Here is a 26237-nt window from a genome sequence, read left to right as displayed (position 1 = left end):
GTACGTTCACCAAACAGGCCCGAAGGGCGAAACATCAGGACGATGATCAGCACAATGAAGGCAAAGATGTCCTGGTAGTGGCTGCCCAGGAAAGTCACCGGTCAGATCCCCGATGTAGCCGGCACCCAGCGCCTCGATGAGGCCGAGCAACAGGCCGCCGGCCATGGCGCCCGCGAGATTGCCGATGCCACCGAGAACGGCCGCCGTGAAGGCCTTCAGGCCGAGCATGAAACCCATCTGGTAATGCGCAATCTCGTAGTACGAACCGACCATGCAACCCGCCACCGCTCCCAGTGCCGAGCCGATGATGAAGGCCATGGCGATCACGCGATTGATATCGACGCCCATCAGCGAGGCCACGTGCGGGTTCTGCGCCGTCGCCCGCATGGCCATGCCGATGCGCGTGCGGTGCACCAGGTAGATCAGCCCCAGCATCACCAATGCCGCAAGAGAAACGATCGCAACCTGTACGTTGGTGAAACTGGCGCCGCCAACTCGTAAATCTGCTTGTTGATCATCGGTGGGAAAGTGATGTAATTGCGGCCCCAGATGATCATCGCCACATTCTGCAGGACGATCGACATGCCGATCGCGGTGATCAAGCGGGGTCAGTCTCGGCGCATGCCGCAATGGGCGATAGGCAACCCGTTCGAGAGCCCAGCCGAGCACCATGCAGACCACCACCGAAACCAGCAAACCGACGCCGAGAATCAGCAGCGGCGACATGCCGGAAGAAGCGAGAGAAACGATCACGGTGAAAGCGACCATCGTCCCGATCATCACCACCTCACCATGAGCGAAGTTGATCAGACCGATGATGCCGTACACCATCGTGTAGCCGAGAGCGACCAGCGCGTAGACGGCGCCCAGAGTGAGGCCGTTGATCAACTGCTGGAGAAGTGTGTCCATGGTCAGGCTTTCCGCAACAAGGCTGATGGCGAACCGTCGGTTCCGACTCATGCCACCAGGGTTGTGGGGAGGTGCGGAAGCAAGGCGCGGTTGATGCTGAGCGGATGCGGATGTCAGTGGGGAATGGCCGCAGCCATTCCCTCTCTAGCGGATGCCCTTACTTCGCGGGGGCGGTACCACCTTCAGACTTCAGCGTGACGAGTTTGCCATCCTTGATCTCGAAAACCGTAATCGCGCCGTTCTTGATGTCGCCCTTCTCGTCGAACTCGATCTTGCCGGTCACGCCATCATAGGAGGTCTTGCCAACTTCCGGCAGATACTTGACCGGGTCAGCCGAATTGGCGCGCTTCATGGCGTCGACCAGGACCATCACCGCATCATAGCTGTACGGCGAGTAGATCTGGATCTGGCCATACTTCTTGGTGAAGTCTTCGAGGAACTTCTGGCCATTCGGGAGCTTTTCGGGGGCAGACCGGCTTGTGAGCAGATCACGCCTTCGGAGGCCGGACCGGCGAGCTTGATCAGCTCGGGCGAGCAACCGCCATCGCCGGTGGTGAACTTGGCCTTGATGCCCAGTTCCTTGATCTGCTTGAGCATCGGACCACCGACCGCATCCATGCCGCCGAGGAAGATCACGTCGGGATTCTTGGCCTTGATCTTGGTCAGAATGGCCTTGAAGTCGGTCGCCTTGTCGTTGGTGAACTCGCGGGCGACAATGGTCGCACCGGCCGCCTTGGCGGCCTTCTCGACCTCATCCGCCAAACCCTGACCATAGGCCGTACGGTCGTCGATGATCGCAATCTTCTTGGCGCCCATGTCCTTGACCGCATAGGTACCGACCACCGAGCCCTGCTGGATGTCGTTGGCCATCACCCGGAAAGCAGTATTGAAGCCCTGCTGGGTGTACTTCGGATTGGTTGCCGACGGCGAAATCTGTGGCAGGCCGGCCTGGTTGTAGATGGCCGATGCCGGAATGGTGGTACCCGAGTTCAGGTGACCGACGACGCCGGCGACCTTGGCATCGACCAGTTTCTGGGCCACGACGGTACCGGTTTTCGGATCCGCCTGATCGTCCTCGCCGAGCAGTTCGAACTTGATGACCTTGCCATCGATCTCGACCTTTTTCGCATTGGCATCGTCGACGGCCAGACGGGCACCGTTTTCGTTGTCCTTGCCGAGGTGCGCGATCGGGCCGGTCAGCGGCGCGACGTGACCGATTTTCACGACCATCTCCGGCTTCGGTGCCGGCGCAGGGGCTGCAGCAGCCGGGGCCGGGGCAGGGGCAGCGGCCTTGGGCTCTTCCTTCTTCCCGCAACCAATGATCGCCATAGAGGCGGCCAGAACGACGAGTACACCAGGTATACGTACATGGTTCATAAACTTGATCTCCAATATTGTGTTTTACCGGGCTAACGAACGGGCGATTGTCCAAGCACATCAGGACCTTGTCAACCGGCATATGATTTTTCGGCCGGCACGCCGATGCTCCCTTGGGTCATCAAAACAAAAAACCGGCACGCCGCCGGTTTCTTCTTCATTCAACCATCACTTCTGGCTGAGGATCCACTTCACGAGTTTGGTCGCCTCATCGGGCGTGACGGACGGATTCGGCGGCATCGGTATCTCACCCCAGGCGCCCTTGCCGCCCTTGATGACTTTCGCAGCCAGCATCGCTTCATCCTTGGCCGTGTACTTCTTGGCCACATCCTTGTATGACGGACCGACGACCTTCTTGTCGACCGCGTGACACGATAGACAGTTCTTCGACTTGGCCAGGGCTTCGGCGTCCTGAGCCTGGACAGCACCTGCAGACATCACGCCGGCAGCAGCCAGCAGGCACACGTAGATCGTTTTCATGCTTTTACTCCGTTCAGATAAGGGGTTTGCAACATTCCGATATATTTCAGTTTGACCGGCTTGGAAAGCTTCTTGATCGGCCTATCGGCCTTTCCGATACCGTCAGCCAGCCTTACCCTCCATCAACGCATCGACAGCGCCAATCGTTGACCCTGCAAGAATCTGCCGTCGTGCACGCCTGCTCAGATCCGCTTCAACTGCCTCAGGTCGCGCACCGCTCCGGTCGCCGCCGAGGTGGCCATCAGCGCATAGGCCTGCAATGCCTGTGAAACGACCCGCTGGCGCTTGCACTGCGGGCGCCAGGCAGAATCGGCCCTGGCGTCCATCGCCGCGCGCCGCCTGGCCAGTTCGGCATCGGCAATGGCCAGATGAATGCGACGCCCGGGAATATCGATCTCGATCACGTCGCCTTCTTCAACCAGGCCGATCGCGCCACCTTCAGCGGCTTCCGGTGAAACATGCCCGATCGACAGCCCCGAGGTTCCTCCTGAAAAGCGGCCGTCGGTGAGCAACGCGCAGACCTTGCCCAGCCTTTCGACTTCAGGTAAGACGTGGGGTAGAGCATTTCCTGCATGCCCGGTCCGCCTTTCGGCCCTTCGTAGCGAATCACCACCACCTCGCCTGCCTTGATCTGGTCGCCGAGAATCGCCTGCACGGCATCGTCCTGACTCTCGAACACCCGCGCCTTGCCGGTAAACACCCAGATGCTCTCATCCACACCGGCGGTTTTCACGATGCAGCCGTCACTCGCGATATTGCCGTAGAGCACGGCCAGTCCGCCGTCCTGCGAATAGGCGTTGGCCTGGTTGCGAATGCAGCCGCGCGCGCGATCGAGATCGAGATCTGGATACCTCCGGTTCTGCGAGAAAGCCTTCTGCGTCGGAATGCCGCCCGGTGCCGCCTGGTAGAACTCGAACACCTGCGGGTCTTCTGTACGGATCACATCCCAGCGGTCGATCGCTTCTCCCGAGTGTTCTTGCATGCACGGTCGGCACACCGCGATGCAGCAGACCGGCACGGTCGAGTTCGCCGAGAATCGCGAAATATGCCGCCGGCTCGATGCACATCCTCCATATGATAATCGGGTGTCGCCGGAGCGACCTTGGCCAGACAGGGAACCTTGCGCGAGATACGGTCGATGTCGTCCATCGTGAAGTTCACACCCCCCTCCTGCGCAGCCGCCAGAATGTGCAACACGGTATTCGTCGAACCGCCCATCGACACATCCAGCGTCATCGCGTTCTCGAAGGCTGCGAAACTGCCGATGGCGCGCGGCAGCACCGAGGCGTCGTCCTGCTCGTAATAGCGGCGGCAGAGTTCGACGATCTGGCGTCCCGCCTGCAGAAACAGCCCTCGACGATCCGCATGGGTAGCCAGAAGACTGCCGTTGCCGGGCAGGGAAAAGCCGAGCGCCTCGGTCAGGCAGTTCATCGAGTTGGCGGTAAACATGCCCGAACACGAACCACAGGTCGGGCATGCCGAGCGTTCGAAGGTATCGACTTCCTCGTCGGAACAATTGCTGTCGCCGCCCTTGACCATCGCATCGACGAGGTCGACCGCAATCACCTTGCCACCCCATTTCACCTTGCCGGCTTCCATCGGACCACCGGAAACAAAGATCGTCGGAATGTTCACCCGCATCGCCGCCATCAGCATGCCGGGTGTGATCTTGTCGCAATTCGAGATGCACACCATCGCGTCGGCACAGTGCGCATTGACCATGTATTCGACGGAGTCGGCGATCAGATCGCGCGAGGGCAATGAATACAGCATGCCATCGTGCCCCATGGCGATCCCGTCGTCGATGGCGATGGTGTTGAACTCCTTGGCTACGCCACCGGCAGCCTCGATCTCGCGCGCCACCAGCTGACCCAGATCCTTGAGGTGCACATGTCCGGGAACGAACTGCGTGAAGGAATTGACGACGGCGATGATCGGTTTGCCGAAATCGCCGTCCTGCATGCCAGTGGCACGCCAAAGCGCGCGCGCGCCAGCCATGTTGCGACCGTGCGTCGAGGTGCGGGAACGATAGTGTGGCATTGCTGATCTCCAATCCGGAACACGCCCGAGGGTGGCGCGATATAATGCGAATTCTATCCGAAAGCCCCTGGGGTGTTCGTTCCGTGTTGATCCATCCGCAGTTCAACCCTGTCGCGCTTTCGCTCGGCCCGCTGAGCGTGCACTGGTACGGACTGATGTACCTCCTCGCCTTTCTCCAGTTCTGGTGGCTTGGCCGGCAGCGAATCCTCACCCATCCGCAACTTTCGCAAGCCGGCTGGACGGTACAACAGCTCGATGACCTGCTGTTCTACGGCGTCCTTGGTGTGATCGCCGGTGGCCGTCTGGGCCAGGTTCTGTTCTACGAGCCGGGCTACTATCTCACGCAGCCACTGCAGATCTTCGCCATCTGGCGAGGAGGTATGTCGTTTCACGGTGGTTTTCTCGGTGTGCTGCTCGCGATGTGGCTGTACGCGCGCAAAACTGGCAGGACGTGGCTCGAAATCACCGACTTCATCGCGCCGCTGGTGCCGCTCGGCCTGGCTGCCGGGCGCATCGGCAACTTCATCAACGGAGAGCTGTGGGGGCGTGCGGCTGATCCTTCCTTGCCATGGGCAATGGTTTTTCCCTGGGTCGACGATTTGCCGCGCCACCCCTCGCAGCTCTACCAGGCCGGACTCGAAGGCCTCGCCCTGTTCGTTGTCCTGTGGCTGTATTCAGGTCAGACGCGGGCACGCGGCGCCGTTTCCGGGGTCTTTCTCATCGGCTACGGGGTCCTGCGTTGGATCGCCGAGTATTTCGGTCGCCGGATGAGGGAATCTTCGGATTTTCGTACACCGTCAGCATGGGGCAGTGGTTGTCGCTGCCGATGATTGTTGTCGGGATCATTTTTGTCGTCATCGCGAATCGCCAGCACATCTGAGTCGAAGCGTCGCTGGCCGCGAGACGGAGGAGAAAGAAATGGCAGAAGGCATGGTAGTGCGGGGGCTGCGCCGGGTGCGCACGCTGCTCGCTGACGGTGGCACTCCGCGCAGCCTGGATGGCAAACAACTGGTACGCATTCGTGATCTGCTGCATGAATGCGCCAGCGGCATCGGCGGTGAAGTCTCGGCAAGGCAGCGTGCCGGCCGTCTGGCGGAAACCTACCTGCGTCTCAACGACGAGGGTCGCGCCACTTTCCTGCGCATCGTCGCCACCGAATTCGGTCCCGACCCGCAGCAGGTCGCCAAGGCGCACGCAGACTATCAGGCGGCGATCGGCAGCGACGCGCAGTGGACTGCCGAGTCCGCCCTGCGCAACGCCATGCGCTCGTCTCGCCTGCGCATCCTGACGCAATTCAACACCCTGCTCACAAGGCGTCAAGTTCCTGGTCGACCTGCGTGCCGACCTGCTGCGCTTTGTCGAAAAGGATGTCGCCCTGCGTTCGCTGGATCGCGAACTCGAATCCCGGCTGGGTGCCTGGTTTGACGTCGGCTTCCTGGAACTGCAGCGCATCACCTGGAGTTCACCGGCAGCGCTGCTCGAAAAACTGATCGAGTACGAGGCGGTGCACCAGATCCGTTCCTGGAGCGATCTCAAGAACCGCCTCGATTCCGATCGTCGCTGCTACGCCTTCTTTCATCCCGCATGCCGATGGAGCCGCTGATCTTCGTCGAGGTGGCGCTGACCGAACATCTCGCCGACAATGTGCAGACACTGCTCGACGAACATGCACCGGTATTCGATGCGCACAGGGCAAGCACGGCGATCTTCTATTCGATCTCGAACACCCAGGTCGGCCTGCGTGGCGTGTCATTCGGCAATTTCCTGCTCAAGCGGGTTGTGGACGATCTGAAGCGCGATTACCCGCGCCTGGTCAGCTTTGCCACCCTCTCTCCCCTGCCCTCGTTCCGGCGCTGGGCCGAGAAGAACCCGGAGCCTGGCCGCATGCTTTCAGCGCCGCCGACCTCGAACGGATCAAACGCCATCTGACGCCGGAAATGCCGCAACCGGCCAGATGCCAGCGACGACTTGCCGAAACTGCTTGCCGACGATCGCTGGATGAATGACGAGCGCCTGGCACGCGCCCTGCAACACGGCCTGACTGCGCCTGGCCGCACGCTACCTGCTGACCACCGGCAAGGGCGGGCGGCCTTACGACCCGGTCGCCCGCTTTCACCTCGGCAACGGCGCGCGCATCGAACGTCTCAACTATCTGGCCGACACCTCGGCACGCGGCCAGCAGCAGTCCTACGGTCTGATGGTGAATTATCTTTACGACCCTGATACTATCGAAGCCAACGTCGAAGCTTTTTCGCGCAGCGGCGAGATTGCTGCCGCTGCAGCCATCCGTCGTTCTGCCCGTGACTGAGATTGCACATCAGAACCCCTTTTTTCATCCTGTTAAGAGAAAGAACATCCATGAACGAACGTCCCTTCAAAGTCCTCGGTATCCAGCAAATCGCCATCGGCGGCCCGGACAAGCTGAAGCTGCGTCAACTCTGGGTCGACATGCTCGGCCTCGAAATCACCGGCAACTTCGTCAGCGAACGCGAAAACGTCGATGAAGACATCGTCGCCATGGGCAAAGGACCGTTCAAGGTCGAAGTCGACCTGATGCAACCGGTCGACCCCGAAAAGAAACCGGCAGTGCATGCCACGCCGCTCAATCACGTCGGTCTGTGGATCGACGACCTGCCAAAGGCGGTTGAATGGCTTGCTGCCAACGGCGTTCGCTTCGCGCCGGGCGGAATCCGCAAGGGTGCCGCCGGCTTCGACATCACCTTCCTGCATCCGAAGGCGAGTGCCGAGTTTCCGATCGCCGGTGAAGGCGTGCTGATCGAAATGGTGCAGGCACCGCCGGAAGTGATCGAAGCTTTCGCCAAACTCGGCTGAGAACAGGCACACTGCCCGGAACCGGCAGCCCTCGGCAAGGGGCCTGACCGACCATTCGCTCGCGCAGATACTTCATTGGACGGGCAGTCAGGCGCTGCCCGTCCGCTTGGCGCATTCTGCTCAAATTGCCACTGCATAGATCCCGCACTCCTGGCTCTGGCTTACGCCATGACGCCACCGACAGGCGCCTGCATCACAAGCGTTCGGCACGACGCTCGCTTGCCGCAAGCCATGTGCGCCAAACACCGCTGCCAGTTTGCCTGATGAGCCTCGATGGATTGCACGTTTTGTGCACCGGATTGTTCTTTTTTGCGCAGAAAAGAACGATAATTGTCGGCCCGGGAAACTCCCGCGCAACGAGGAGTAGAACCATGCCAACAATTCGAGTCCACAGTAGAACTCGGCTCGTTCGTTCACCGAGCCCTGATCCGGCTGGGCAAGCCGTGGGCGGCCTGCGCCGTGGGACGTCGTCCGTGACCGCATCCCCGGCCACGAGACGTTTCATCTCTTACCAGTTTTCAGCCACACCAAGGAGGCATCAATGAGTGAAGTCAAAGCCGTGCAAGAAGAAGTCGTACCGGAAAACAAGCAATACGGACTACAAAGCGTGACCTCGGAGCAGGCAGCGGCTCCGCCAGCGCTGCAGTCCGAAAGGCCGCGCCCAAGGCGCCTGCGAAAGCAGCCGCAAAGAATACGAGCAGAAAACGGTGTTAAAGAAGGATGCCGTGAAGACCAAGGGTCAAAAGGCGGTAAGAGGCAAAGCCGGCAGACCGAAGCAGGCAACTCCCCCCCAGGCAAGGTCAATCTGAACGAAAGCGCGCACAACCTGCTCGCAAGCCACCGCTCAAGACCAAGGATTACGAAGAGACGCTGTCGAAGCTGCAGATCGAACTGGTCAAACTGCAGGAGTGGATCAAGTTCAAGAAGCTGAAAGTCGTCGTCCTGTTCGAAGGGCGCGATGCCGCCGGCAAGGGCGGCACGATCAAGCGGATCACCGAGAGCCTCAGCCCGCGCGTCACCCGCGTTGCCGCGTTGCCGGCACCGACCGACCGTGAGCAGACGCCAGTGGTATTTCCAGCGCTACGTCCAGCACCTTCCGGCCGGCGGCGAAATGGTCCTCTTCGATCGCAGCTGGTACAACCGTGCCGGTGTCGAGCGGGTGATGGGCTTTTGTACTGAAGAAGAATACCGGGAGTTTCTGCGCACCTGCCCCGAATTCGAGCGCATGCTCGTCCGCAGCGGCATCATCCTGATCAAGTACTGGTTCTCGGTCAGCAACGAAGAGCAGGAACGCCGTTTCCAGAAGCGCATCTTTCATCCGGAAAAGCACTGGAAGCTCAGCCCGATGGATCTCGAGTCGCGCGCGCGCTGGGTCGAATACTCGAAAGCCAAGGACGCCATGTTCGCGCACACCGACATCAAGCAGGCACCCTGGTATGTGGTCGACGGTGACGACAAGAAGCGCGCCCGGTTGAACGTCATCACGCCATCTGCTGAACATGATCGACTACGAGGACCTCACGACCGCAGCCGATCGTCCTGCCGCCCCGCTCAGGATGAGGGCGGCTATGTCCGCCCGCCGATCACCGACCAGACCTTCATTCCGGAACTGTGTACTGAGGACAAGTCAAGAGAGTACCGTCAACGCAGAAGAACCCGAAAAAAAACGCTCGGTCTCTAGAAAGCCTCTTGCCACAGCAAAACCGATTGGCGACGCAGTGTATCCCTTCAGGTCCGACGAGCGGCCGTTCATCGTCGGGATCGGAGCCTCGGCCGGTGGCCTGGAAGCGCTGAGTCTGCTCTTGCCGAGCCTGCCAAAGAATCTTGGGCTGACTTACGTCGTCGTGCAACACCTGTCGCCGACCTACCGCAGCATGATGGCGCAGTTGCTGGGTCGCGAAACGACGATGCCGGTCCGGGACATCGAGGACGGAATGTTGCCCGAAGCAAATACGGTCTATATCACGCCACCGAATCGCAATCTGACGCTGCTAGCGGGTCACTTCCGGCTCGTCGAACCCACCAAGGAATCAATGCCCAAGCCATCGGTCAACCGTTTCTTCGCCTCACTGGCCGAGGAAGTCGGCGAATCAACGATCGGCATCATCCTGTCCGGCACCGGCTCTGACGGTGCGGCGGGAATCCACGCGATCAAGGCGGCGGGCGGTTTCACCTTTTCCCAGGATCCCGAAACCGCCAAGTATAACGGCATGCCCCAGTCAGCAATCGATACCGGCAGCGTGGATTGGATTCTACCGCCCGAGACGATGGGCGCCGAGATCAGTCTGATTGTCCTCAACCGCGGACTGATCCCGGTGGCCACGCAGGCGGCAAGTGCCCCGGCAACGCTCAAGACACTGCTCGGCAAGGTACGCAGCCGCACCAAGGTCGATTTCTCGCAGTACAAGGAACCGACCTTGTGGCGACGGATCGAGCGGCGAATGGCGGCAAACCATGTCAGTACGCTACAGGATTACCTGCAGGTGGTCGACGACACGCCGGTCGAACTCGACCGGCTGTGCAAGGACATCCTGATCTCGGTCACCGCCTTCTTTCGGGACAGCGATGCCTTTGCCCGCCTCGACAAGGTGGTTGGCGACATTCTCGCCAACAAACAGCCCGGTGACGACATCCGCGTCTGGACCGCGGGCTGCGCCACCGGCGAGGAAGCGTATTCGCTGGCCATCCTGTTTTCCGAACGTCTGGGAGCTTCCTTCGATCAGTACCGACTGCAGATCTTCGCCACCGACATCGACCTCGACGCGATGGCTCTGGCACGGCGCGGCGTCTTTGCTGCCGCCAGTCTGGCACACATGGATCGCAGTCGCATCCGCGCCCATTTCACGCCACACGGTGACCGCTACGAGATCAACAAGAACCTGCGTGACGTGGTCATCTTTGCCCGTCAGGATCTGGTGCAGGATCCGCCATTCTTACGCCTCGACCTGATCAGTTGCCGTAATGTGCTGATTTATTTCCAGAGTGAGTTGCAGGCCCGGCTGCTGTCGGTGTTCCATTACGCGCTCAATCCGGGCGCCTACCTGTTCCTCGGCAAGTCCGAGGGGATTTTCCAGCAGGAGGCGCTGTTCGGCGTGGTTGACAAGGAAGGGCGCCTGTACCGCCGGCACGGGGTCGCTGCCCGACTGCCGCTGCTACGTTCCGAGATGGCCATTCCGGCCGCCGGTCTGAACCAGCATCTGAGGCCGGCCAAACCTACCACCCCGCTGGGTTTCGAGAACATCCTGCTCGAGGCGGCTGGGCGGTATTTCATCCCGACCAGCATCCTGATCAACGGCAAGTTCGAAATTCGCCACATTCACGGTGACGCCAGCCGGCTGCTCAATGTTTCGCCCGGCAAACCGGCTTTTGACCTGATCTCGCTGATCCGTCGCGAGCTGCGCACCGAGGTGCAGGTGCTGATGCGACAGGCACAGGTCAAGCAGACTGTGGCGCACGGGCGGCCACGGCACATCAAGGCGCTCGACCCGAATCGTGGCGTCCGTCTTTCGGTGCACCCGGTTCTGGCTCCCGGCAACGAAACGCTGTTCATGGTCTGTATCGAGTGGATTCCGGCGCCGGCCGGCAAGAATACCATCGAGGACAGCAACAACGTCACGGACAAGGAACTCGAAGACGAACTGGCAGCAACGCGCGAACATCTGCAGACGCTGGTCGAGGAACTCGAGACCTCGAACGAGGAAATGCAGGCGCTCAATGAGGAGATCCAGGCCTCGAATGAGGAAATGCAGGCATCGAACGAAGAACTCGAGGCGTCGAACGAGGAACTGCAATCGACCAACGAAGAGCTGGCGACGGTCAATGAGGAATTGCAGATCAAGACCGCGGAAACACAGGAACTCAATATCGAACTGGAATGTATCCAGAACAGCGTTGACTACCCCTTGCTGGTGCTTGATCAGAAATCCGCCCTGCAGCGCTTCAACAGCGCAGCCGCACGGCTGTTCAGGCTCGGCGCAGCGCAAATTGGTCGGCATCTGCGCGATCTGGCGCTGCCGGACATGCCCGATCTGGTCACCGATAGTCAGCAGGTAATCGACACGCAGAACGCCCTCGACCGCCAGATCGTCAACGCCAACCGGCGTCACTATGCGCTGCACATCGCACCGCTGTTGCGCGACGCGCAGCGCAGCGCCGGCGTGATCCTGCTGTTTGCCGACAATACCAGCCTCTACGAAATCGAACGTTCGGCACGCGAAACACAGGTCAGGTTGCTCGCGGTGATGAACAACTCGGTCTGGCTGATGGCGGTCAAGGACGCCACTGGTCGCTACCAGTTTGCCAACCCCAGGTTCGAACAGACTTTCGGCTTCGCCACCGGGCAGGCCATCGGCAAGACCGATCTGCAGCTCTTTCCCGACGCTGTATCGAAGATCTTCCGCGAGAGCGAACTCGAAGCGATGCGTCTGCGCAAGGAGATCGAACGTGAAGAAACCCTGCCTCTGGCTGGTGGCGATCACCACTTCCTGGCGGTTCGCTTTCCGCTCTTCGACAACGACGGGGCGATCACCGGACTCTGCTTCCAGGCCACCGACATCACCGCCCGCAAGCGCGCGGAGGAAAGTTTGCGGCTGGCAGCGATGGTCTTCGATCGCGCTTCCGAAGGCGTCATGGTGACCGATACCGAGCAATGTATCCTGACCGTCAATGACGCCTTCACGACCCTCACCGGGTTCACCCGCCAGGAGGTCGTCGGCAGGAAGCCCAGCCTTCTGCGATCCGAAAAGACGCCGCCCGAGCTCTACGTCGAAATGTGGGAGCGGGTCAATCGTCTAGGCGTCTGGCAGGGCGAGATCTGGAATCGCCGCAAGAACGGCGAGGCTTTCCTTGAATGGTTGTCGATCAATACCGTCAAGGACAAAAGCGGCAAGGTGGTCAACTACGTCGGCATGTTCAGCGACATTACCACGGTGCGCGAGTCGCAGCAGCGCGTCGAGTATCTGGCAACCCACGATGAACTGACCGGACTGCCCAACCGGGCATTGTTCAATGACCGCCTGCATCTCGCTCTGGCACGTGCCGAGCGATCACGCGAGAGTATCGGCGTGGTGTTCATCGATCTCGACAACTTCAAGGTGGTCAACGACACCCTCGGTCATGCCACCGGCGACAAATTGCTCAAGCAGGCGGCGCTGCGCCTGCTCGACTGCGTGCGCGCAGAAGACACGGTGGCACGCCTGGGCGGCGACGAGTTCGTGGTCCTGCTCGAAACCGCCGATCGCCACGAAGCGACGCTGACCGCTGAGCGTTTGCTGAGCACCTTGAGTGCCAGCTATCAGTTCGACGAGCACGAATGCTTCATCAGTGCCAGCATCGGGCTGAGCATGTTCCCGGAAGATGCTACCGATGCCAGTGCCTTGATGCGCAATGCCGACTCGGCGATGTATCGCGCCAAGGATCACGGCAAGAATGCCTTTCGCTTTTTCACCGCCGACCTGGCCCATCTGGCGACACGGCGCCTGGCGCTGGAAACGGGATTGCGCCGCGCCATCGAAAACGCCGAGCTGCTCATTCATTACCAGCCGCAGGTCAACCTCGAAAGCTATCGCGTCGTTGGTGCCGAAGCACTGTTGCGCTGGCAATACAACGGTGAAGTCGTGGATCCGGTGGTATTCATTCCGGTCGCCGAACAAAGCAACCTGATCGTGGCCATCGACGAATGGGTGCTTGGCGAGGCTTGTCGTCAGATCGCCGAGTGGGACCAGGCAGGGCTGCCGGCAGTACGCATCAGTGTCAACATCTCGGCTCGGCATTTCCGCAAGGAAGGCATGGCTGCCGACCTGATGCGGATCGTCAATGCACATGGCGTCTCACCGCAACGGCTGTGCATCGAGATCACTGAAGGGGTGTTGATGGACTTCGAGCGTGCCCAGCGCATGCTGGCCGAACTCGTGGCTTTCGGTCTGATGATCAGCATCGATGACTTTGGTACCGGCTTTTCCTCCTTGTCGTACCTCAAGCGCTTCCCGATCCACGAACTCAAGATCGCGCGCGGCTTCGTCGACGGCATATCGAGCAATGCCGATGACCGCGCAATTGGTTCGGCGATCATTGCGTTGGCGCGCCACCTCGGGATGAGCGTTGTCGCCGAGGGCGTCGAAATGGCCGATCAGCATGCCCAACTCGACGCTTCCGGCTGCCACAGCGGCCAGGGTTATCTCTATGCCCGACCGCTGTCGCCAGAAGACTTTGCCGAGTGGCTGCGCGCACGCAACACGCCCTGATTCATTCAGTTCGTGCCGTTACCTTGGGCGGACTCATCTCTATCCTCAACACCTGGATTGTCCTCATCCATGAGTCGCTGCTCAAGGCTTTCGAGCAGCCCACTGGCGGCATCCTCGATCATGTCGAGCACCAGGTCGAAGCCATGCCCAAGACCATAGTAGGGATCAGGAACTTCATCGTCGTCGAAGTTCTTTGAATAGCTCATCAGCAATCCCAAACGGTCATGTTTGTCCGGGGGACAGATGCGTTTCAGCACCGCGAGGTTGTTGTGGTCCATCGCCAGAATCAGGTCAAAGTACTCGAGATCCTGCGCCGCCACCTTGCGCGCGCGCATGTCGGACAGATTGTACTGACGAACCGCCGCGGCACGCTGCGTCCGTTGATCCGGTGCCTCACCCGCGTGATAGCCGTGCGTCCCTGCCGAATCGACCTCGATCCTGTCTTCGAGGTTCCGTTGACGAAGAAGGTGGCGGAAAACGCCCTCGGCCGTTGGCGAGCGACAAATGTTCCCCATGCAAACAAATAAGACCTTGATCACCGTCCTTTTTCCAAATTCCAGATACGTTTGTTCCCAGCCTCAGATCGACTCGTCCAGAACCGGCAGCCACAGGTCTGTCGCGCAGATCACTGCTCCCTGCAGCAAACAACGATCATCGCCCGCTACCCGACCCATTGGCTTGCGCCGGTGGCATGCTGCCGACGCGGTCGAGGCCTTCATCATCCGTCGAAAAGGCCACCATTGCAACCTTGTGCCAGCATTTCAGGGGATTTGGCGGATGCCGCCGCTTCCCGACACGCGGCTTGTCTCTTCGCAGCCTCCCATCAATGGGGCCGGGATGGCGGCTTCGATCCGGCTTTCCGGCCAGGTACTGGGCGTGTTTCTTTTCTGGCCGCAGTACTTCTGGGCGCCGGCATCTCGGTCGGCTTGGGCTTGCGCCGGTTCTGTTCGGGAGCTGGCTTGTCGGCATAAGGGTTAGTCGAGACATTGAACTGGATTTGCAGCGGTGTCCCCTGCAACTGGAAAACCTCCCGGAAGGTATGCTCGAGGTAGCGTCGATAGGAATCCGGGATCTTGTCGAGGGCATTGCCGTGAATCACGATCAGCGGCGGGTTCCTGCCACCCTGGTGCGCATAGCGCAGCTTCGGCCGGAACAGGCCGCTGCGCGGCGGCGCCTGTCGAGCCACCGCATCGATCAGCGCACGCGTCAGTTTGGGTGTCGGCAGATCGGCAGTAGCCGCCTGGTAGGCGGCATCCACTGAGCGGAAAAGCGCTTCGAGACCCTGCGCCTTGAGCGCCGATACGTAGTGGAAGCGGGCGAAATCGATGAACGACAACTGGCTTTCGAGAGCACTCTTGATCTGCTCGCGAACGTAGGCATCGAGTCCATCCCATTTGTTCACGGCAACCACCAGCGCACGCCCGGATTCGCGGATAAAGCCGCCGATGTGCGCATCCTGGTCGGAGATGTCCTGACGTGCGTCTACCACCAGAATCACTACCTGCGCGTCCTCGATCGCCTGCAGCGTCTTGATCACCGAAAACTTCTCGATGGCCTCGAAAACCTTGCCGCGGCGGCGCAGGCCAGCGGTGTCGATGAGCGTATACCGGCGGCCACCGCGCTCGAAATCGACTTCGATGGCGTCGCGAGTCGTTCCTGGCTGATCGAAGGCGATGACCCTTTCTTCGCCGAGCAGCGCGTTGATCATCGTGCTCTTGCCGACATTCGGGCGGCCGACGATGGCGACCTTGACCACATCACTGTCGATGTAGCCTTCCGGCGGCTCCTCATACGGGGCGAGCGCCTCCTCGATCAGCGTCCTTACCCCCTCGCCATGCGCCGCCGAGATCGCAAAAGGTTCACCGAGACCGAGTTCGTGGAAATCTGCGACGACGAGCCCGTGGCTCATGCCTTCGGCCTTGTTCACGGCGACCAGTACCGAACGGCCGGATTTGCGCAGGCGGTTGGCAATTTCCCTGTCGAGGAGGGTGATTCCGCTACGACCGTCGACCACGAAAACCACGACGTCGGCCTCAAAGATCGCCTGCTCGGTCTGGCGCGCCATCTGGTACATGATGCCATCTTTGGCGAGCGGCTCGAAACCGCCGGTGTCGATCACCAGATAGGGTTTGTTTCCGAGTCGGCCATGACCGTAATGACGGTCACGCGTGAGACCGGGGAGATCGGCAACCAGGGCGTCGCGAGTCCTGGTCAGGCGGTTGAAAAGCGTTGATTTGCCGACATTGGGTCGCCCGACGAGAACCACGCTCGGCTTCATTGGATCTCGATCGCCAGCACGCGCCCGCTGGCTGTTTGCACGACCAGGTGGATCCCCTGTCGCTGCAGGGGCGAACGCACCGCGCTGCCATCGGTCTGCTGGCGCGCCGCGAATGAACCATCGTCGCGATTCAGAAAATGGACGACACCCTTGACATCCGCCACGGCGATCAGATTGCGCATCGGAAACGGCGCCGTCAGCCGTCGCAGGAAGAGCTTGTCCTGCTTCCAGAGGCTGGCACCGCTGGCCTTGTCGAGCGCATGCACGGCACCCTTGTCGTCGGAAACGTACACGTAACGGCTGTCGATCGCCACGCCGGCAGCGCTCGAAATATCGCGTGACCAGATCAGGTTGCCGGTCCCCAGGTCGAAACAAGCAACGCGCCCCTGGAAAGCAGCCGCACAGATCATGCGTCCATCAATGACCGGGACACTGGTGACATCGGCAACACGGTCGAGTTCGGTGGCCCCTTTCGGCAAGGCGACCGTCCCCTCCCACAGCGGCGCGCCGTTTTCTGCGCTCACCGCAATCAGCTTGCCGCCGGGAAATCCGGCAAAGACATACTTATCGATCAGCACCGGGCCGGCCGCCACACGCAAGGACAGCGGCGTGCTGGGACGTTGATAGACCCATTTACGCCTGCCGTCGAACGAGTCATAGGCAGCCAGGCGATGGTCGCCACTGCGCACGATCACCAGGCCCGAGCCCACCGCCGGCGGCGCAACGATCTCGCTGCTGGCGCGGGCTTTCCACAACAGGCTGCCGTCGGCTGTGGCAAAAGCGAACAACTCGCCCTTGGCGGTGCCGACCACGAGCATCCGCTGATCTGCGCCGACCCCCCCCGAGAGCGGCTTCCCGGCATTGATTTTCCAGACCTGCTGGCCCTCGTCGAGGCGAACGACCGTACCGTCCATGGCCGCCGCGTAGACCGAGGAATCGACCACAGCGGGAACGAAAGTATGGTCGCCGGCCTTGCCGACATCTGCCGACCACAGCACTTGCAGCGCATCAGTCGGCTCGATCGCCTGTAGTTCAGCCATCTTCGGCCCACTCGGGCCCGAAAAGGGATTCAAGGCATCGAGCGTCGAACAAGCGCCCAGGAACAGCGACAGCCCTGCCGCCACGAGCAGGGGGTATCTCATCAGCTCGACTCCCCAAGTGCATCCAGCTTCTGCTGCAGCGCTTCACGATAGGCGGCATTGGCCTGGCGGTCCTGCAGCGTATTTTTTCCCTTGCCGCTCGGGTCGGTCTCATCCAGCTTGGCCAGCGCGGTCCGATAAGCCGCACGCGCCTCGGCGGTCTTGCCCTGAGCGTCGAGAATGTCGCCGCGCGTATCCTGGAAACGGACTGTGAAGCCGGCACTCGGCGCGCCATCAAGCTGCTTGAGCGCCTCATCGTAGGCCTGCTCGTCGAGCAGCACGCTGGCCAGACGCAAACGCGCGAGATCCCGCAGTTCATCCTTGCCGTGTTCCACCACCCAGAGCAACTGCAGCTTGGCGGTTTTTGCATCGCCGGCAGCAAACGTCGCCTTGGCGGCCATCAAGGCGGCCAGGGGCGCGTACGCGGTTCCCGGGAATTTCTCGAGCAATTCTCCACTCGCCGCCTTGATGCGCTGCGCGTCGTTTTCGAGAACGGCCTTCTGCATGACGCTGTAAACCAGCGAAGCCTGTGCCGCCTGATTGCGCTGATACCAGTTCCAGCCCTGCCAGCCGACCACGCAGATCGAGGCAGCGGTCACGATGCCGGCCAGCAGATTACCGTACTGCTGCCACCACGCCTTCATTTCGGCGATTTGTTCCTGCTCTTCGAGATCGTAAGTTGCCATTACGAGTCTTCCCCATTCAAAATGGAAGCCATGATCGTGTCGGCGAGGTCGTCGACACGCACCCGCGTCTGTTCATTCGGCTGCTCGCCAAGCGGGCGCAGCGGCTTGAGAGTCACCTCGCCGACCCTGGCCTCGTCATCGCCGATGATCACGGCAAAGGCCGCGCCCGAAGCGTCGGCTTTCTTCATCTGCGTCTTGAAGCTGCCGCCGCCACAATGGAAAAGGACATCGATGCCGCGGTCGCGCAGTCTCTCGGCGACGCGCGCCGCGAGACGCGAAGCGGCACTGCCCTGATGCACGACATAGACATCGACGGCCGCAGCCCTGGCTTCGCCACCGGCTTCACGAATCAGCGCCAACAGCCGCTCGACACCCATTGCAAAACCGCAGGCCGGTGCCGGCTTGCCGCCGAGCTGCTGCACCAGACCGTCGTAACGACCACCGGCACAGACAGTCCCTTGCGCGCCGAGGCGGTCAGTGATCCACTCGAAAACCGTCAGATTGTAATAGTCGAGACCGCGCACCAGGCGCGGATTGATCTGGAACGGCAAACCGGCGTCGCGCAGCACCTGCTGTACGCCCTCGAAATGCGCCAGCGACTCGGCACCCAGGTGATCGATCAGTTGTGGTGCCCCGATGATGAGGTCGTGCAAAGCCGGGTTCTTGCTGTCGAGGATGCGTAGCGGATTGCTGTGCAGGCGCCGCCGGCCATCGTCATCAAGCGCTTCGCTGTGCCGCTCGAAGTAGCTGATCAACTCGGCGCGATGACTGGCTCGTTCCGAGGATTGGCCAAGCGTGTTGAGCTGCAGGGTGATGCCATCGAGACCGAGGTCGTCCCAGAGGCGGGCACCCATCAGGATCTGTTCGGCATCGATATCCGGACCGGGGAAACCCAGCGCTTCGACACCGACCTGGTGAAACTGGCGGTAGCGTCCTTTCTGTGGCCGCTCGTGCCGGAACATCTGGCCCAGATAGTAAAGCCGCTGCGGTTGCTGCGCGATCAGGTTGTGCTGGATGACGGCACGCACGCAGCCAGCGGTACCTTCGGGACGCAGCGTCAGAGGCTCGCCATTGAGACTATCGACAAAGGAGTACATCTCCTTCTCGACGATGTCGGTCACTTCACCGATGGCGCGCTTGAACAGCGGTGTCGGTTCGACGATCGGCAGGCGTAACGGGCGGTAGCCGTAACTCTTGAGCCACGAGCGGATGGTTTCCTCGAACAGGTCCCAGAATTCGGCCTCGTCCGGCAGGATGTCGTTCATCCCGCGTACCGACTGGATCTTTGCAATCATCATTGGCCTGCGGACTTTCTCTGATACGTGCGAGCCACATAAGCATCGACGATATGGGTGAATTCCTCGGCGATATGCTCGCCGCGCAGGGTGACGGTCTTGGTACCGTCCTCGAACACCGGCGCTGCCGGCACTTCGCCGGTACCCGGCAGGCTGATGCCGATGTTGGCATGCTTGCTCTCGCCCGGCCCGTTGACCACGCAACCCATCACTGCCAGGGTCATATTCTCGACGCCGTCATAGTCGGTCCGCCACTGCGGCATGCGTTGGCGAACGTGCTCCTGAATCGACTGCGCGAGTTCCTGAAAAAAGGTACTGGTCGTCCGCCCACAACCCGGACAGGCGACGACCATCGGGGTGAACGCCCGCAAGCCCATGGTCTGCAACAGTTCCTGCGCGACGATCACTTCCTGGGTGCGTTTGCCGCCGGGTTCAGGGGTCAGCGAGACGCGGATGGTATCACCGATGCCTTCCTGAAGCAGCACCGCCATCGCCGCCGTCGACGCGACGATGCCTTTGGAGCCCATACCGGCTTCGGTCAGGCCGAGGTGCAGAGGATAGTCACAACGGCGCGACAACTCGCGATAGATGGCAACCAAATCCTGCACGCCGGAAACCTTGCAAGAGAGGATGATGCGTTCCCCCGGCAGACCGATGGCTTCAGCGCGTGCGGCTGATTCGAGCGCCGAGGCAACCATTGCTTCGCGCATCACTTCGACTGCATCGCGCGGGTCGGGGCGACGGGCGTTCTCGTCCATGATGCGCGCCAGCAGATCCTGATCGAGGCTTCCCCAGTTCACCCCGATACGCACCGGTTTGTCATACCGGCAGGCAATCTCGATCATCTGCGCGAATTGCTCATCGCGCTTGCGGCCGTGTCCGACATTGCCCGGGTTGATGCGATATTTGGCCAGCACTTCGGCACACGCCGGATGTTCGGCGAGCAGGCGATGACCGTTATAGTGAAAATCGCCGATCAACGGTACGTCGACACCCATGCGGTCGAGGTGGGCGCGGATCGCCGCCACGGCTGCCGCAGCTTCGGGGGTATTGACGGTGATGCGCACCAGTTCCGAGCCGGCGCGCGCCAGTTCTGCGCATTGAATCGCCGTCCTGACGACGTCGACGGTATCGGTGTTGGTCATCGACTGGACGACCACCGGCGACTCACCTCCCACCGTGATCTGGCCAACCCTGACCGGACGCGTGCGCCGACGTACTGTACCAGGCAATGGATGGCTCACGGCTCGTGCCCTGGCCGGCACCGGCTCATTCGACGGTCAGCCGGGCGACGTCGCCCTTGCTGCGCGGTGAGAGCTCGATCATCCGGCCCTGGTACTCGACCGTCACCTGCGTTGCGTTGCCCACCACCAACGAGTACGGCGGCTGCCCCACGACCTCCCGCTTACTACCGGCCGGGCTCAACTCGGCAAAGATGATCTGGTTGCGGCCATCGCGAACCTCGACCCAGGCGGGTTGCGCGAAACTCAGCCGCAGACCAAGGCCGCTGCCCGGCGCGTCTGCAAGCACCGTCGCATTCGGTGTCGACAGTACCGTCACCGATTCGCCGGCCGCGGCGGGCGGTGGAGCAAGCGTTGTGGCAGCCGGCTGTTGGACAGGCGCATCACGGGCGAGCAGCGCCGTCAGTTTTCCCTGCCAGAAGTCCGCCGGGGCATAGAAATAGGCCAACACCGCCAGCCCCAACAGCAACAAGCCAGCCAATACGGCAAGATAATCGCGGCGCTGCACGCGCCGGCTGCTGGTATTCGGCAGGCTGGCGGTGGTTCCGGCTGACACCTCAAGCTGCGCTTTTTGCTGCAGCTGTGCGGCATCCAGCCCGTGCATCAGGACATCGGCGTCGAGATTGAGCAGGCGCGCATAGTTACGGACGAAGCCGCGGATCATCGTGTTGCCGGGCAATGACGCCCAATCCTCGGCCTCGATCGCTGCCACCTGCCGAGGACCCAGCTTGAGCGACTGCGCCACCTCGGCCAGGCTCATGTTTCTGGCCTCGCGGGCGGAACGTAATTGCTGGCCGACGCTACCGCTCACGGGTGCCAGCACTTCGCCGCTCTCCCCCTGCTCGCGGGACGGTTCCGCCACTGGCAGCTCGGGCGCTGCCGGCGTTGGGAATCGGGAAGGTTCACTCATTCTTCACTCATTCGAAGTTGCCTCTCAGCAGTTCCTGCGCCTCGGGCGAGAGCGGAAATTTTCGCCGCAACTGACTGCCGTACCTGGCTTCAGCGACACGCTCACCGAGTCGGCGCTCGACTCGCACGCCCAGCCACAATGCCTCGGCACTTGGCTCGGTCCTGCGCAACAGATCCGAGAGCTGCTGCTTGGCCAGCTCCAGATAACCGCGTTGGTAATTGATTCTGGCCAGTTGCAGCAAGGCCTGCGGGTTATTCGGCGCGATGTGCAGGCTCTGCTGAATATAGTTCTCGGCAACCGCAAGGTCTCCAAGTTTGGCGTAACAGGCGCCAGCGTTCAGATAAGCCTTCTCGGGGGTCTCATAGAGCGGGTTCTTGATCGCTTGCTGAAAGAACGTGATCGCTTCCTTCTCCCGCCCCACCTGGCACAGGAACCAGCCGTAATTATTGTTGATCTCGGGGTCGTTGGCGTCGATGCTCAAGGCTCGACGAAAGTCCTGGTCGGCAGCCTGCATCTCGCGTATCCGGAAGCCCGCCAGGCCGCGTGTCGCATAAGCCTTGGCATAGTCGGGGTCGATGTCGATGGCAATGGTCAGCTCTTCAAGAGCCACCGCCAGATTGCCATCCTGGAGATAGAGCGAACCCAGCTCGGTATGCAGTTTGGCGCGCGTGCGAGCGTCGCGAGGCTTGGTCGGGGTACGCGAGTCGGCCGCCTCTTCGGCCTCCTTCTGCCTGGTCGCCTGCGAGACGCCTGTCGATGAACAGGCAGCGAGGCACAGACAGGCAACAATCGCCAAGGCCGTCTTCCTCAACTGCAGACCTCCTGACGATCGAGGTGGATAGCGAAGCTTCGCCGACCCGTCCGCTGCGTTCTGTCGAGAACCTGCCCGGCCAGTTGACCACAGGCGGCATCAATGTCGTCACCGCGCGTCTTGCGGGTGGTGGTCACGACTCCGGCGTCGATCAGCAACTCGGCAAAACGCCGAATGCGTGTCGCTGGCGAACGCCGATAGGGCGAGCCCGGAAAGGGATTGAAGGGAATCAGGTTGAATTTGCACGGTACGTCGCGCGTCAGGGTCAGCAACTCACGCGCCTGCGCATCGGCGTCATTGATCCCGTCGAGCATGACATACTCGAAGGTCACAAAGTCACGCGGTGCTTTCTCGAGGTAGCGCCGACAGGCGGCCAGCAGCTCACGCAGGGGGTATTTCCGGTTGATCGGCACCAGTTCATCGCGCAGGCGATCATTCGGTGCGTGCAGGGAGACCGCCAGCGCTACCGCGCATTCGTCGCGCAGACGATCCATCGCCGGCACCAGACCCGAGGTGGATACCGTGACCCGGCGGCGCGACAGGCCATAGGCATGGTCATCAAGCATCAGGCGCAGTGCTGTCACCGTATTGTCGAGGTTGGCCAGCGGCTCGCCCATGCCCATCAGTACGACATTGCTGATCACCCGCTCGGACAGCCCCTCCTGCTCCTGGCAAGCACCCAGCACCTGCCTGGCCTGCCATAACTGACCAATGATCTCGGCCACCGTCAGATTGCGATTGAAACCCTGTTTGCCGGTCGAGCAGAACGAACAGTCGAGCGCGCAGCCGGCCTGCGTTGAAATGCACAGCGTTCCCCGATCAAGCTCGGGGATATAGACGGATTCGACGGCGTTCCCGCCACCGACATCAAACAGGAACTTGCGCGTTCCGTCGCCCGCGACCCGGTCGGCAATGAGCACGGGCGGCACCACCACCGCCAGGGTCTTCAGTTTCTCGCGCAGACTCTTGGCAATGTCGGTCATGGCGTCGAAATCACGCTGCCCGAAGCGATGCAGCCAGCGCAGCAGCTGCCTGGCGCGAAACGGCTTTTCACCATTCTCGGCGAAAAAAGCCGTCAGGCTGGCGGCATCAAGATCGAGAAGATTGACCGTCATCTGAGCGTGTTGCCCCGCCCCCGCCCTAGCGGCCGGAATAGACGTTCATCGCCGGGAAGAAGAAGGCGATTTCCACCTTCGCCGTATCCTCGCCGTCGGAACCATGAACGGCGTTGGCGTCGATCGACTCGGCGAAATCGGCGCGGATCGTTCCCGGATCGGCCTTTTTCGGATCCGTCGCCCCCATCAGTTCGCGGTTCTTGGTGATCGCATTCTCGCCCTCAAGAACCTGGATCATCACCGGGCCGGAAATCATGAAGGAAACCAGATCGTTGAAGAAAGGACGCTCCTTATGGACGGCGTAGAAGGCGCCAGCTTCCTGCGGCGACAGCCAGACCAGTTTGGCAGCGATGACCTTCAGGCCATTCGTCTCAAAACGGGAGTAGATCTTGCCGATCACATTCTTCGCAACGGCGTATACTCTGACCATGAGCATTCGTGGAGTGATCGCGGCGTCCGAGCCGCATACGGCACTGGCCGGAGCGCGCCTACTGCGCCGCGGCGGCAACGCGGTCGACGCGATCGTCGCCGCCAAGTTCGCCGCCACCGTCACCGAGTTGCCGCTGACCTCGCTCGGCGGCGGCGGCGCCTGTATCTGGGGAGACGCCAGGGACGGCTACGAAGTGCTCGATTTTTTTGCTGCGGCGCCGGGGCGTGGCCTCGAAGCGTTTCCAGAACTGGACTTTGCGCCGGTGACCATCGATTTCGGCCAGACCAAGCAGGTCTTTCACATCGGCAAGGCGGCGGCAGCGGTTCCCGGTGAACTGGTCGGCCTGCTTGAATTGCATCGGCGCGCCGGCCGCCTGCCCTTGCGTGAGGTCGTAGCGCCGGCAGCAGCCTGGGCGCGCGACGGATTCCTGGTCAGTCCGCAGATCGCGATGATTATCGGCCTGATCGCGCCGATCGCCAAATCGTCGCCATCGGCAGCATCGCCTGTTCCTCGCTGGCGGACGCCTGCCGCAAGCCGGCGATCGCCTGGCCAACCCCGACCTCGGCGATTTTCTGCAGGCACTTGGCGAAGGCGATCCGGAAACCCTGGTCGCCACATACCGGGCTTCGCTGGTCGAACACTTCGGCCCTGCACATGGCGGGCTGATGACCACGCAGGATGTTGCCGCCTACTCGCCAGTCGTGCGCGAACCGCTGCGTGTCCCCTTCGGCCCCTACAGTGTGTTGACCAACCCGCCGCCGGCCGCCGGCGGCGGCCTGATCGGCGCCGGGCTGCGCATCGCCGAGAGCCTTGGCATCGGCCACGAGGCGTTTCTCTCACGCGATCATCAACTCGCAGTGGCGGCGATACTGGCAACCGTATCGCAGATTCGCCAGTCGGGTTACGACCACCGACTGCATGCCGACCCGGCGTCGATCCGTGCGCTGGTTGCCGGCGACGCGCTCCCGGCCTGGGTCGAGTGGGCACGAGCGCGCGCTGACGAGAACCCGCTCGGCGCGACCACGCATATCTCGGTGATCGACGCCGAGGGCATGGCCGCGGCGATGACCACCAGCAACGGCGAAGGTTGCGGCCATGTCCTACCGGGACTGGGAATCCACGTCAACAACTTTCCTCGGCGAAGACGACATCAACCCGGCCGGCTTCCATCGACTGGCAGCGGGAAGCTGGATGAGCACGATGATGTCACCAACCATCGTCGTCGCCGGCGATCGGCCGTGTTTTGCCCTCGGCAGCGGTGGGTCGAACCGGATTCGCAGCGCCATCCTGCAGGCGCTGCTCAATCTGCTGGCCTATCGGCGCCCGCTCGACGAAGCGCTGAACGCCGCCCGCCTGCATGTCGAAGGCAGCAAGCTGTGGTTCGAGAACGTCGGCCTCGCAACGGCTACGGCTGACGCCCTGCAGCAGGCCTGGCCGGCAGCGACCCGCTTCGACTCGACGAGCATGTTCTTTGGCGGGGTCAACTGCGTCGCCAGCGCCAACGGTCGTCTGTCTGGCGCCGGTGACCGCAGACGTGGCGGCGTCGTGGTGGTCGCCGAGGCATAGCCGGATTCAGCGGACCTTGATCTCGAAGACCGGACGCGTTTTCCACGTAGTAAAGTCATCGTCAAGGGTGCTGATCGACCGGCGCGGCGGAGTGATCCGGTAGCTTGTCCAGAACCGCCTGCCAACGAATGACGATTTCAGGGAAGATGGCCGGCGACCGTTCTCCGGCCATCTCGACGATTTCCGGGCCGCCGTAGAGTCCGTCCTTCAGCGTGTAGAGGGTAATGACGCGGTCGACCGGGTGAACGAGCCAGTATTCGCGGACACCGGCGCGTTCGTACAGGGCGCGCTTGGTCAGGTGGTCGTGGCGGGCGGTGGCCGGGGAGAGAACCTCGATGATCCAGTCCGGGGCGCCGCGGATATGGTTTTCGGTGACCTTGGCCGGGTCGCAGACCACCAGAATATCGGGCTGGACGACGGTCGTCACCTGCTCGTCAGCTTCGTTCGCTGCCGGCAACAGGACGTCGACCGGAGCGATCAGGGTGCGGCAGGGGGTGCCATCCAGGGCTTGATCGATCTGTCGGAAAAGCTGACCAGTCAGAATTTGGTGGCTGATCGTCGGTGCCGGCGCCATCGCGTAAGCTACGCCGTCGATCAGTTCCCAGCGCTCATCATCGGGCCACTGCCGGTAGTCGGCATAGGTAAAGCGGTGTCCCGTGGCTCTCGGCAAGGCCATGCTATTGACTCCGGCAGTGCAGGCCTTGGCATTGTGCCTTGAGGTCTGCCCGCAAGGCAAGCGAAAGAGGGAGAGCCTTGTCCAACGTGGTATGAGCCTGAACGAGGACTGCATTTTCATCCAGCATACTGTCGCGTCCGGTTCGATAGATCAAGCTGGTCGACCACCTCCACGATGAATCACGCCAAGCGATCCTGGTTCAGCCAATCG

General features: G+C 61.6%; 17 protein-coding genes and 8 pseudogenes. 10 read left to right on the top strand and 15 right to left on the bottom strand.

What is annotated here, in order from left to right:
• Positions 1-6: 6 nt before the first annotated feature.
• From V5B59_RS20620 to ilvD, 4 genes and pseudogenes are all read right to left on the bottom strand, one after another.
• Entirely contained in the window at positions 7-909 is a 903-nt protein-coding gene (locus V5B59_RS20620) for a branched-chain amino acid ABC transporter permease (RefSeq protein WP_332352287.1), read from the bottom strand.
• A 157-nt stretch (positions 910-1066) separates the two neighbouring features.
• Positions 1067-2286, bottom strand: a pseudogene (locus V5B59_RS20615) (branched-chain amino acid ABC transporter substrate-binding protein).
• Positions 2287-2454: 168 nt separating this feature from the next.
• Positions 2455-2766 (bottom strand): c-type cytochrome, encoded by a 312-nt coding sequence (locus V5B59_RS20610; RefSeq protein ID WP_034919112.1) that lies wholly within the window; start codon positions 2764-2766, stop codon positions 2455-2457.
• Positions 2767-2948: 182 nt separating this feature from the next.
• Positions 2949-4806, bottom strand: a pseudogene (gene ilvD, locus V5B59_RS20605) (dihydroxy-acid dehydratase).
• Between the two features lie 83 nt (positions 4807-4889).
• On the opposite strand from ilvD, the pseudogene lgt reads away from it, so the two are divergent.
• The 7 genes and pseudogenes from lgt (at position 4890) to V5B59_RS20565 (ending at position 13880) form a co-directional block, all read left to right on the top strand.
• Positions 4890-5686: pseudogene (gene lgt, locus V5B59_RS20600) on the top strand (prolipoprotein diacylglyceryl transferase).
• Between the two features lie 38 nt (positions 5687-5724).
• On the top strand, positions 5725-6231 hold the full coding sequence (locus V5B59_RS20595) for a malonyl-CoA decarboxylase N-terminal domain-containing protein (protein WP_332352286.1): 507 nt from the start codon (positions 5725-5727) through the stop codon (positions 6229-6231).
• Positions 6131-6735, top strand: a pseudogene (locus tag V5B59_RS26365) (malonyl-CoA decarboxylase domain-containing protein). The gene V5B59_RS20595 and the pseudogene V5B59_RS26365 overlap by 101 nt, the downstream one beginning before the upstream one ends.
• Before the next feature lie 112 nt (positions 6736-6847).
• A pseudogene (locus V5B59_RS20580) lies at positions 6848-6964 on the top strand (malonyl-CoA decarboxylase domain-containing protein); the annotation flags it as partial.
• Between the two features lie 200 nt (positions 6965-7164).
• Entirely contained in the window at positions 7165-7638 is a 474-nt protein-coding gene (locus V5B59_RS20575; RefSeq protein ID WP_332352284.1) for a VOC family protein, read from the top strand.
• 870 nt (positions 7639-8508) lie between these two features.
• Positions 8509-9319 (top strand): annotated as a pseudogene (gene ppk2 / locus V5B59_RS20570) (polyphosphate kinase 2).
• A 37-nt stretch (positions 9320-9356) separates the two neighbouring features.
• Positions 9357-13880, top strand: a complete 4524-nt coding sequence (locus tag V5B59_RS20565) for an EAL domain-containing protein (protein WP_332352282.1) — start codon at positions 9357-9359, stop codon at positions 13878-13880.
• Between the two features lie 5 nt (positions 13881-13885).
• Here V5B59_RS20565 and V5B59_RS20560 read toward each other — a convergent pair whose 3' ends face one another.
• The 10 genes from V5B59_RS20560 to ndk form a co-directional block, all read right to left on the bottom strand.
• The gene (locus V5B59_RS20560) at positions 13886-14419 is read right to left on the bottom strand and encodes a low molecular weight protein-tyrosine-phosphatase (protein ID WP_169069060.1); all 534 of its coding nucleotides are present in this window, start codon (positions 14417-14419) and stop codon (positions 13886-13888) included.
• A gap of 284 nt (positions 14420-14703) precedes the next feature.
• Positions 14704-16158 (bottom strand): ribosome biogenesis GTPase Der, encoded by a 1455-nt coding sequence (gene der / locus V5B59_RS20555; RefSeq protein ID WP_034912315.1) that lies wholly within the window; start codon positions 16156-16158, stop codon positions 14704-14706.
• On the bottom strand, positions 16155-17300 hold the full coding sequence (bamB, locus tag V5B59_RS20550; protein ID WP_332352281.1) for an outer membrane protein assembly factor BamB: 1146 nt from the start codon (positions 17298-17300) through the stop codon (positions 16155-16157). Before bamB ends, der begins: the two co-directional genes overlap by 4 nt.
• Positions 17300-17983, bottom strand: a complete 684-nt coding sequence (locus V5B59_RS20545) for a YfgM family protein (protein ID WP_034912321.1) — start codon at positions 17981-17983, stop codon at positions 17300-17302. The genes bamB and V5B59_RS20545 overlap by 1 nt, the downstream gene beginning before the upstream one ends.
• Complete coding sequence (gene hisS, locus V5B59_RS20540; protein WP_034912323.1) at positions 17983-19278, bottom strand: histidine--tRNA ligase; 1296 nt, start codon at positions 19276-19278, stop codon at positions 17983-17985. The genes V5B59_RS20545 and hisS overlap by 1 nt, the downstream gene beginning before the upstream one ends.
• On the bottom strand, positions 19278-20510 hold the full coding sequence (gene ispG / locus V5B59_RS20535) for a flavodoxin-dependent (E)-4-hydroxy-3-methylbut-2-enyl-diphosphate synthase (protein ID WP_169069087.1): 1233 nt from the start codon (positions 20508-20510) through the stop codon (positions 19278-19280). Before ispG ends, hisS begins: the two co-directional genes overlap by 1 nt.
• Before the next feature lie 37 nt (positions 20511-20547).
• Complete coding sequence (locus V5B59_RS20530; RefSeq protein WP_169069061.1) at positions 20548-21429, bottom strand: helix-turn-helix domain-containing protein; 882 nt, start codon at positions 21427-21429, stop codon at positions 20548-20550.
• Positions 21430-21436: 7 nt separating this feature from the next.
• Positions 21437-22240, bottom strand: a complete 804-nt coding sequence (gene pilW / locus V5B59_RS20525; protein ID WP_034912336.1) for a type IV pilus biogenesis/stability protein PilW — start codon at positions 22238-22240, stop codon at positions 21437-21439.
• On the bottom strand, positions 22237-23355 hold the full coding sequence (rlmN, locus tag V5B59_RS20520) for a 23S rRNA (adenine(2503)-C(2))-methyltransferase RlmN (protein WP_034912340.1): 1119 nt from the start codon (positions 23353-23355) through the stop codon (positions 22237-22239). The genes pilW and rlmN overlap by 4 nt, the downstream gene beginning before the upstream one ends.
• A 25-nt stretch (positions 23356-23380) precedes the next feature.
• Complete coding sequence (gene ndk / locus V5B59_RS20515; protein WP_332352475.1) at positions 23381-23791, bottom strand: nucleoside-diphosphate kinase; 411 nt, start codon at positions 23789-23791, stop codon at positions 23381-23383.
• Between ndk and V5B59_RS26360 the strand changes: the two are divergent.
• The 3 genes and pseudogenes from V5B59_RS26360 to V5B59_RS20495 all read left to right on the top strand — a co-directional run.
• A pseudogene (locus V5B59_RS26360) lies at positions 23784-24215 on the top strand (gamma-glutamyltransferase); the annotation flags it as partial. The gene ndk and the pseudogene V5B59_RS26360 sit on opposite strands and share 8 nt — an antisense overlap.
• Positions 24216-24288: 73 nt before the next feature.
• A pseudogene (locus V5B59_RS26355) lies at positions 24289-24855 on the top strand (gamma-glutamyltransferase); the annotation flags it as partial.
• A 25-nt stretch (positions 24856-24880) separates the two neighbouring features.
• On the top strand, positions 24881-25351 hold the full coding sequence (locus V5B59_RS20495; RefSeq protein WP_332352277.1) for a gamma-glutamyltransferase: 471 nt from the start codon (positions 24881-24883) through the stop codon (positions 25349-25351).
• A 61-nt stretch (positions 25352-25412) separates the two neighbouring features.
• On the opposite strand, the gene V5B59_RS20490 is transcribed toward V5B59_RS20495, so the two are convergent.
• Positions 25413-26027, bottom strand: a complete 615-nt coding sequence (locus V5B59_RS20490; protein ID WP_332352276.1) for a Uma2 family endonuclease — start codon at positions 26025-26027, stop codon at positions 25413-25415.
• Between the last annotated feature and the right edge of the window lie 210 nt (positions 26028-26237).

The sequence above is a fragment of the Candidatus Accumulibacter contiguus genome, assembly GCF_036625285.1.
GTDB classification, from domain to species: domain Bacteria; phylum Pseudomonadota; class Gammaproteobacteria; order Burkholderiales; family Rhodocyclaceae; genus Accumulibacter; species Accumulibacter contiguus.
The sequence above is the reverse complement of the archived record's forward strand: the minus strand, read 5'-3'. Positions and strand labels throughout refer to the sequence as shown.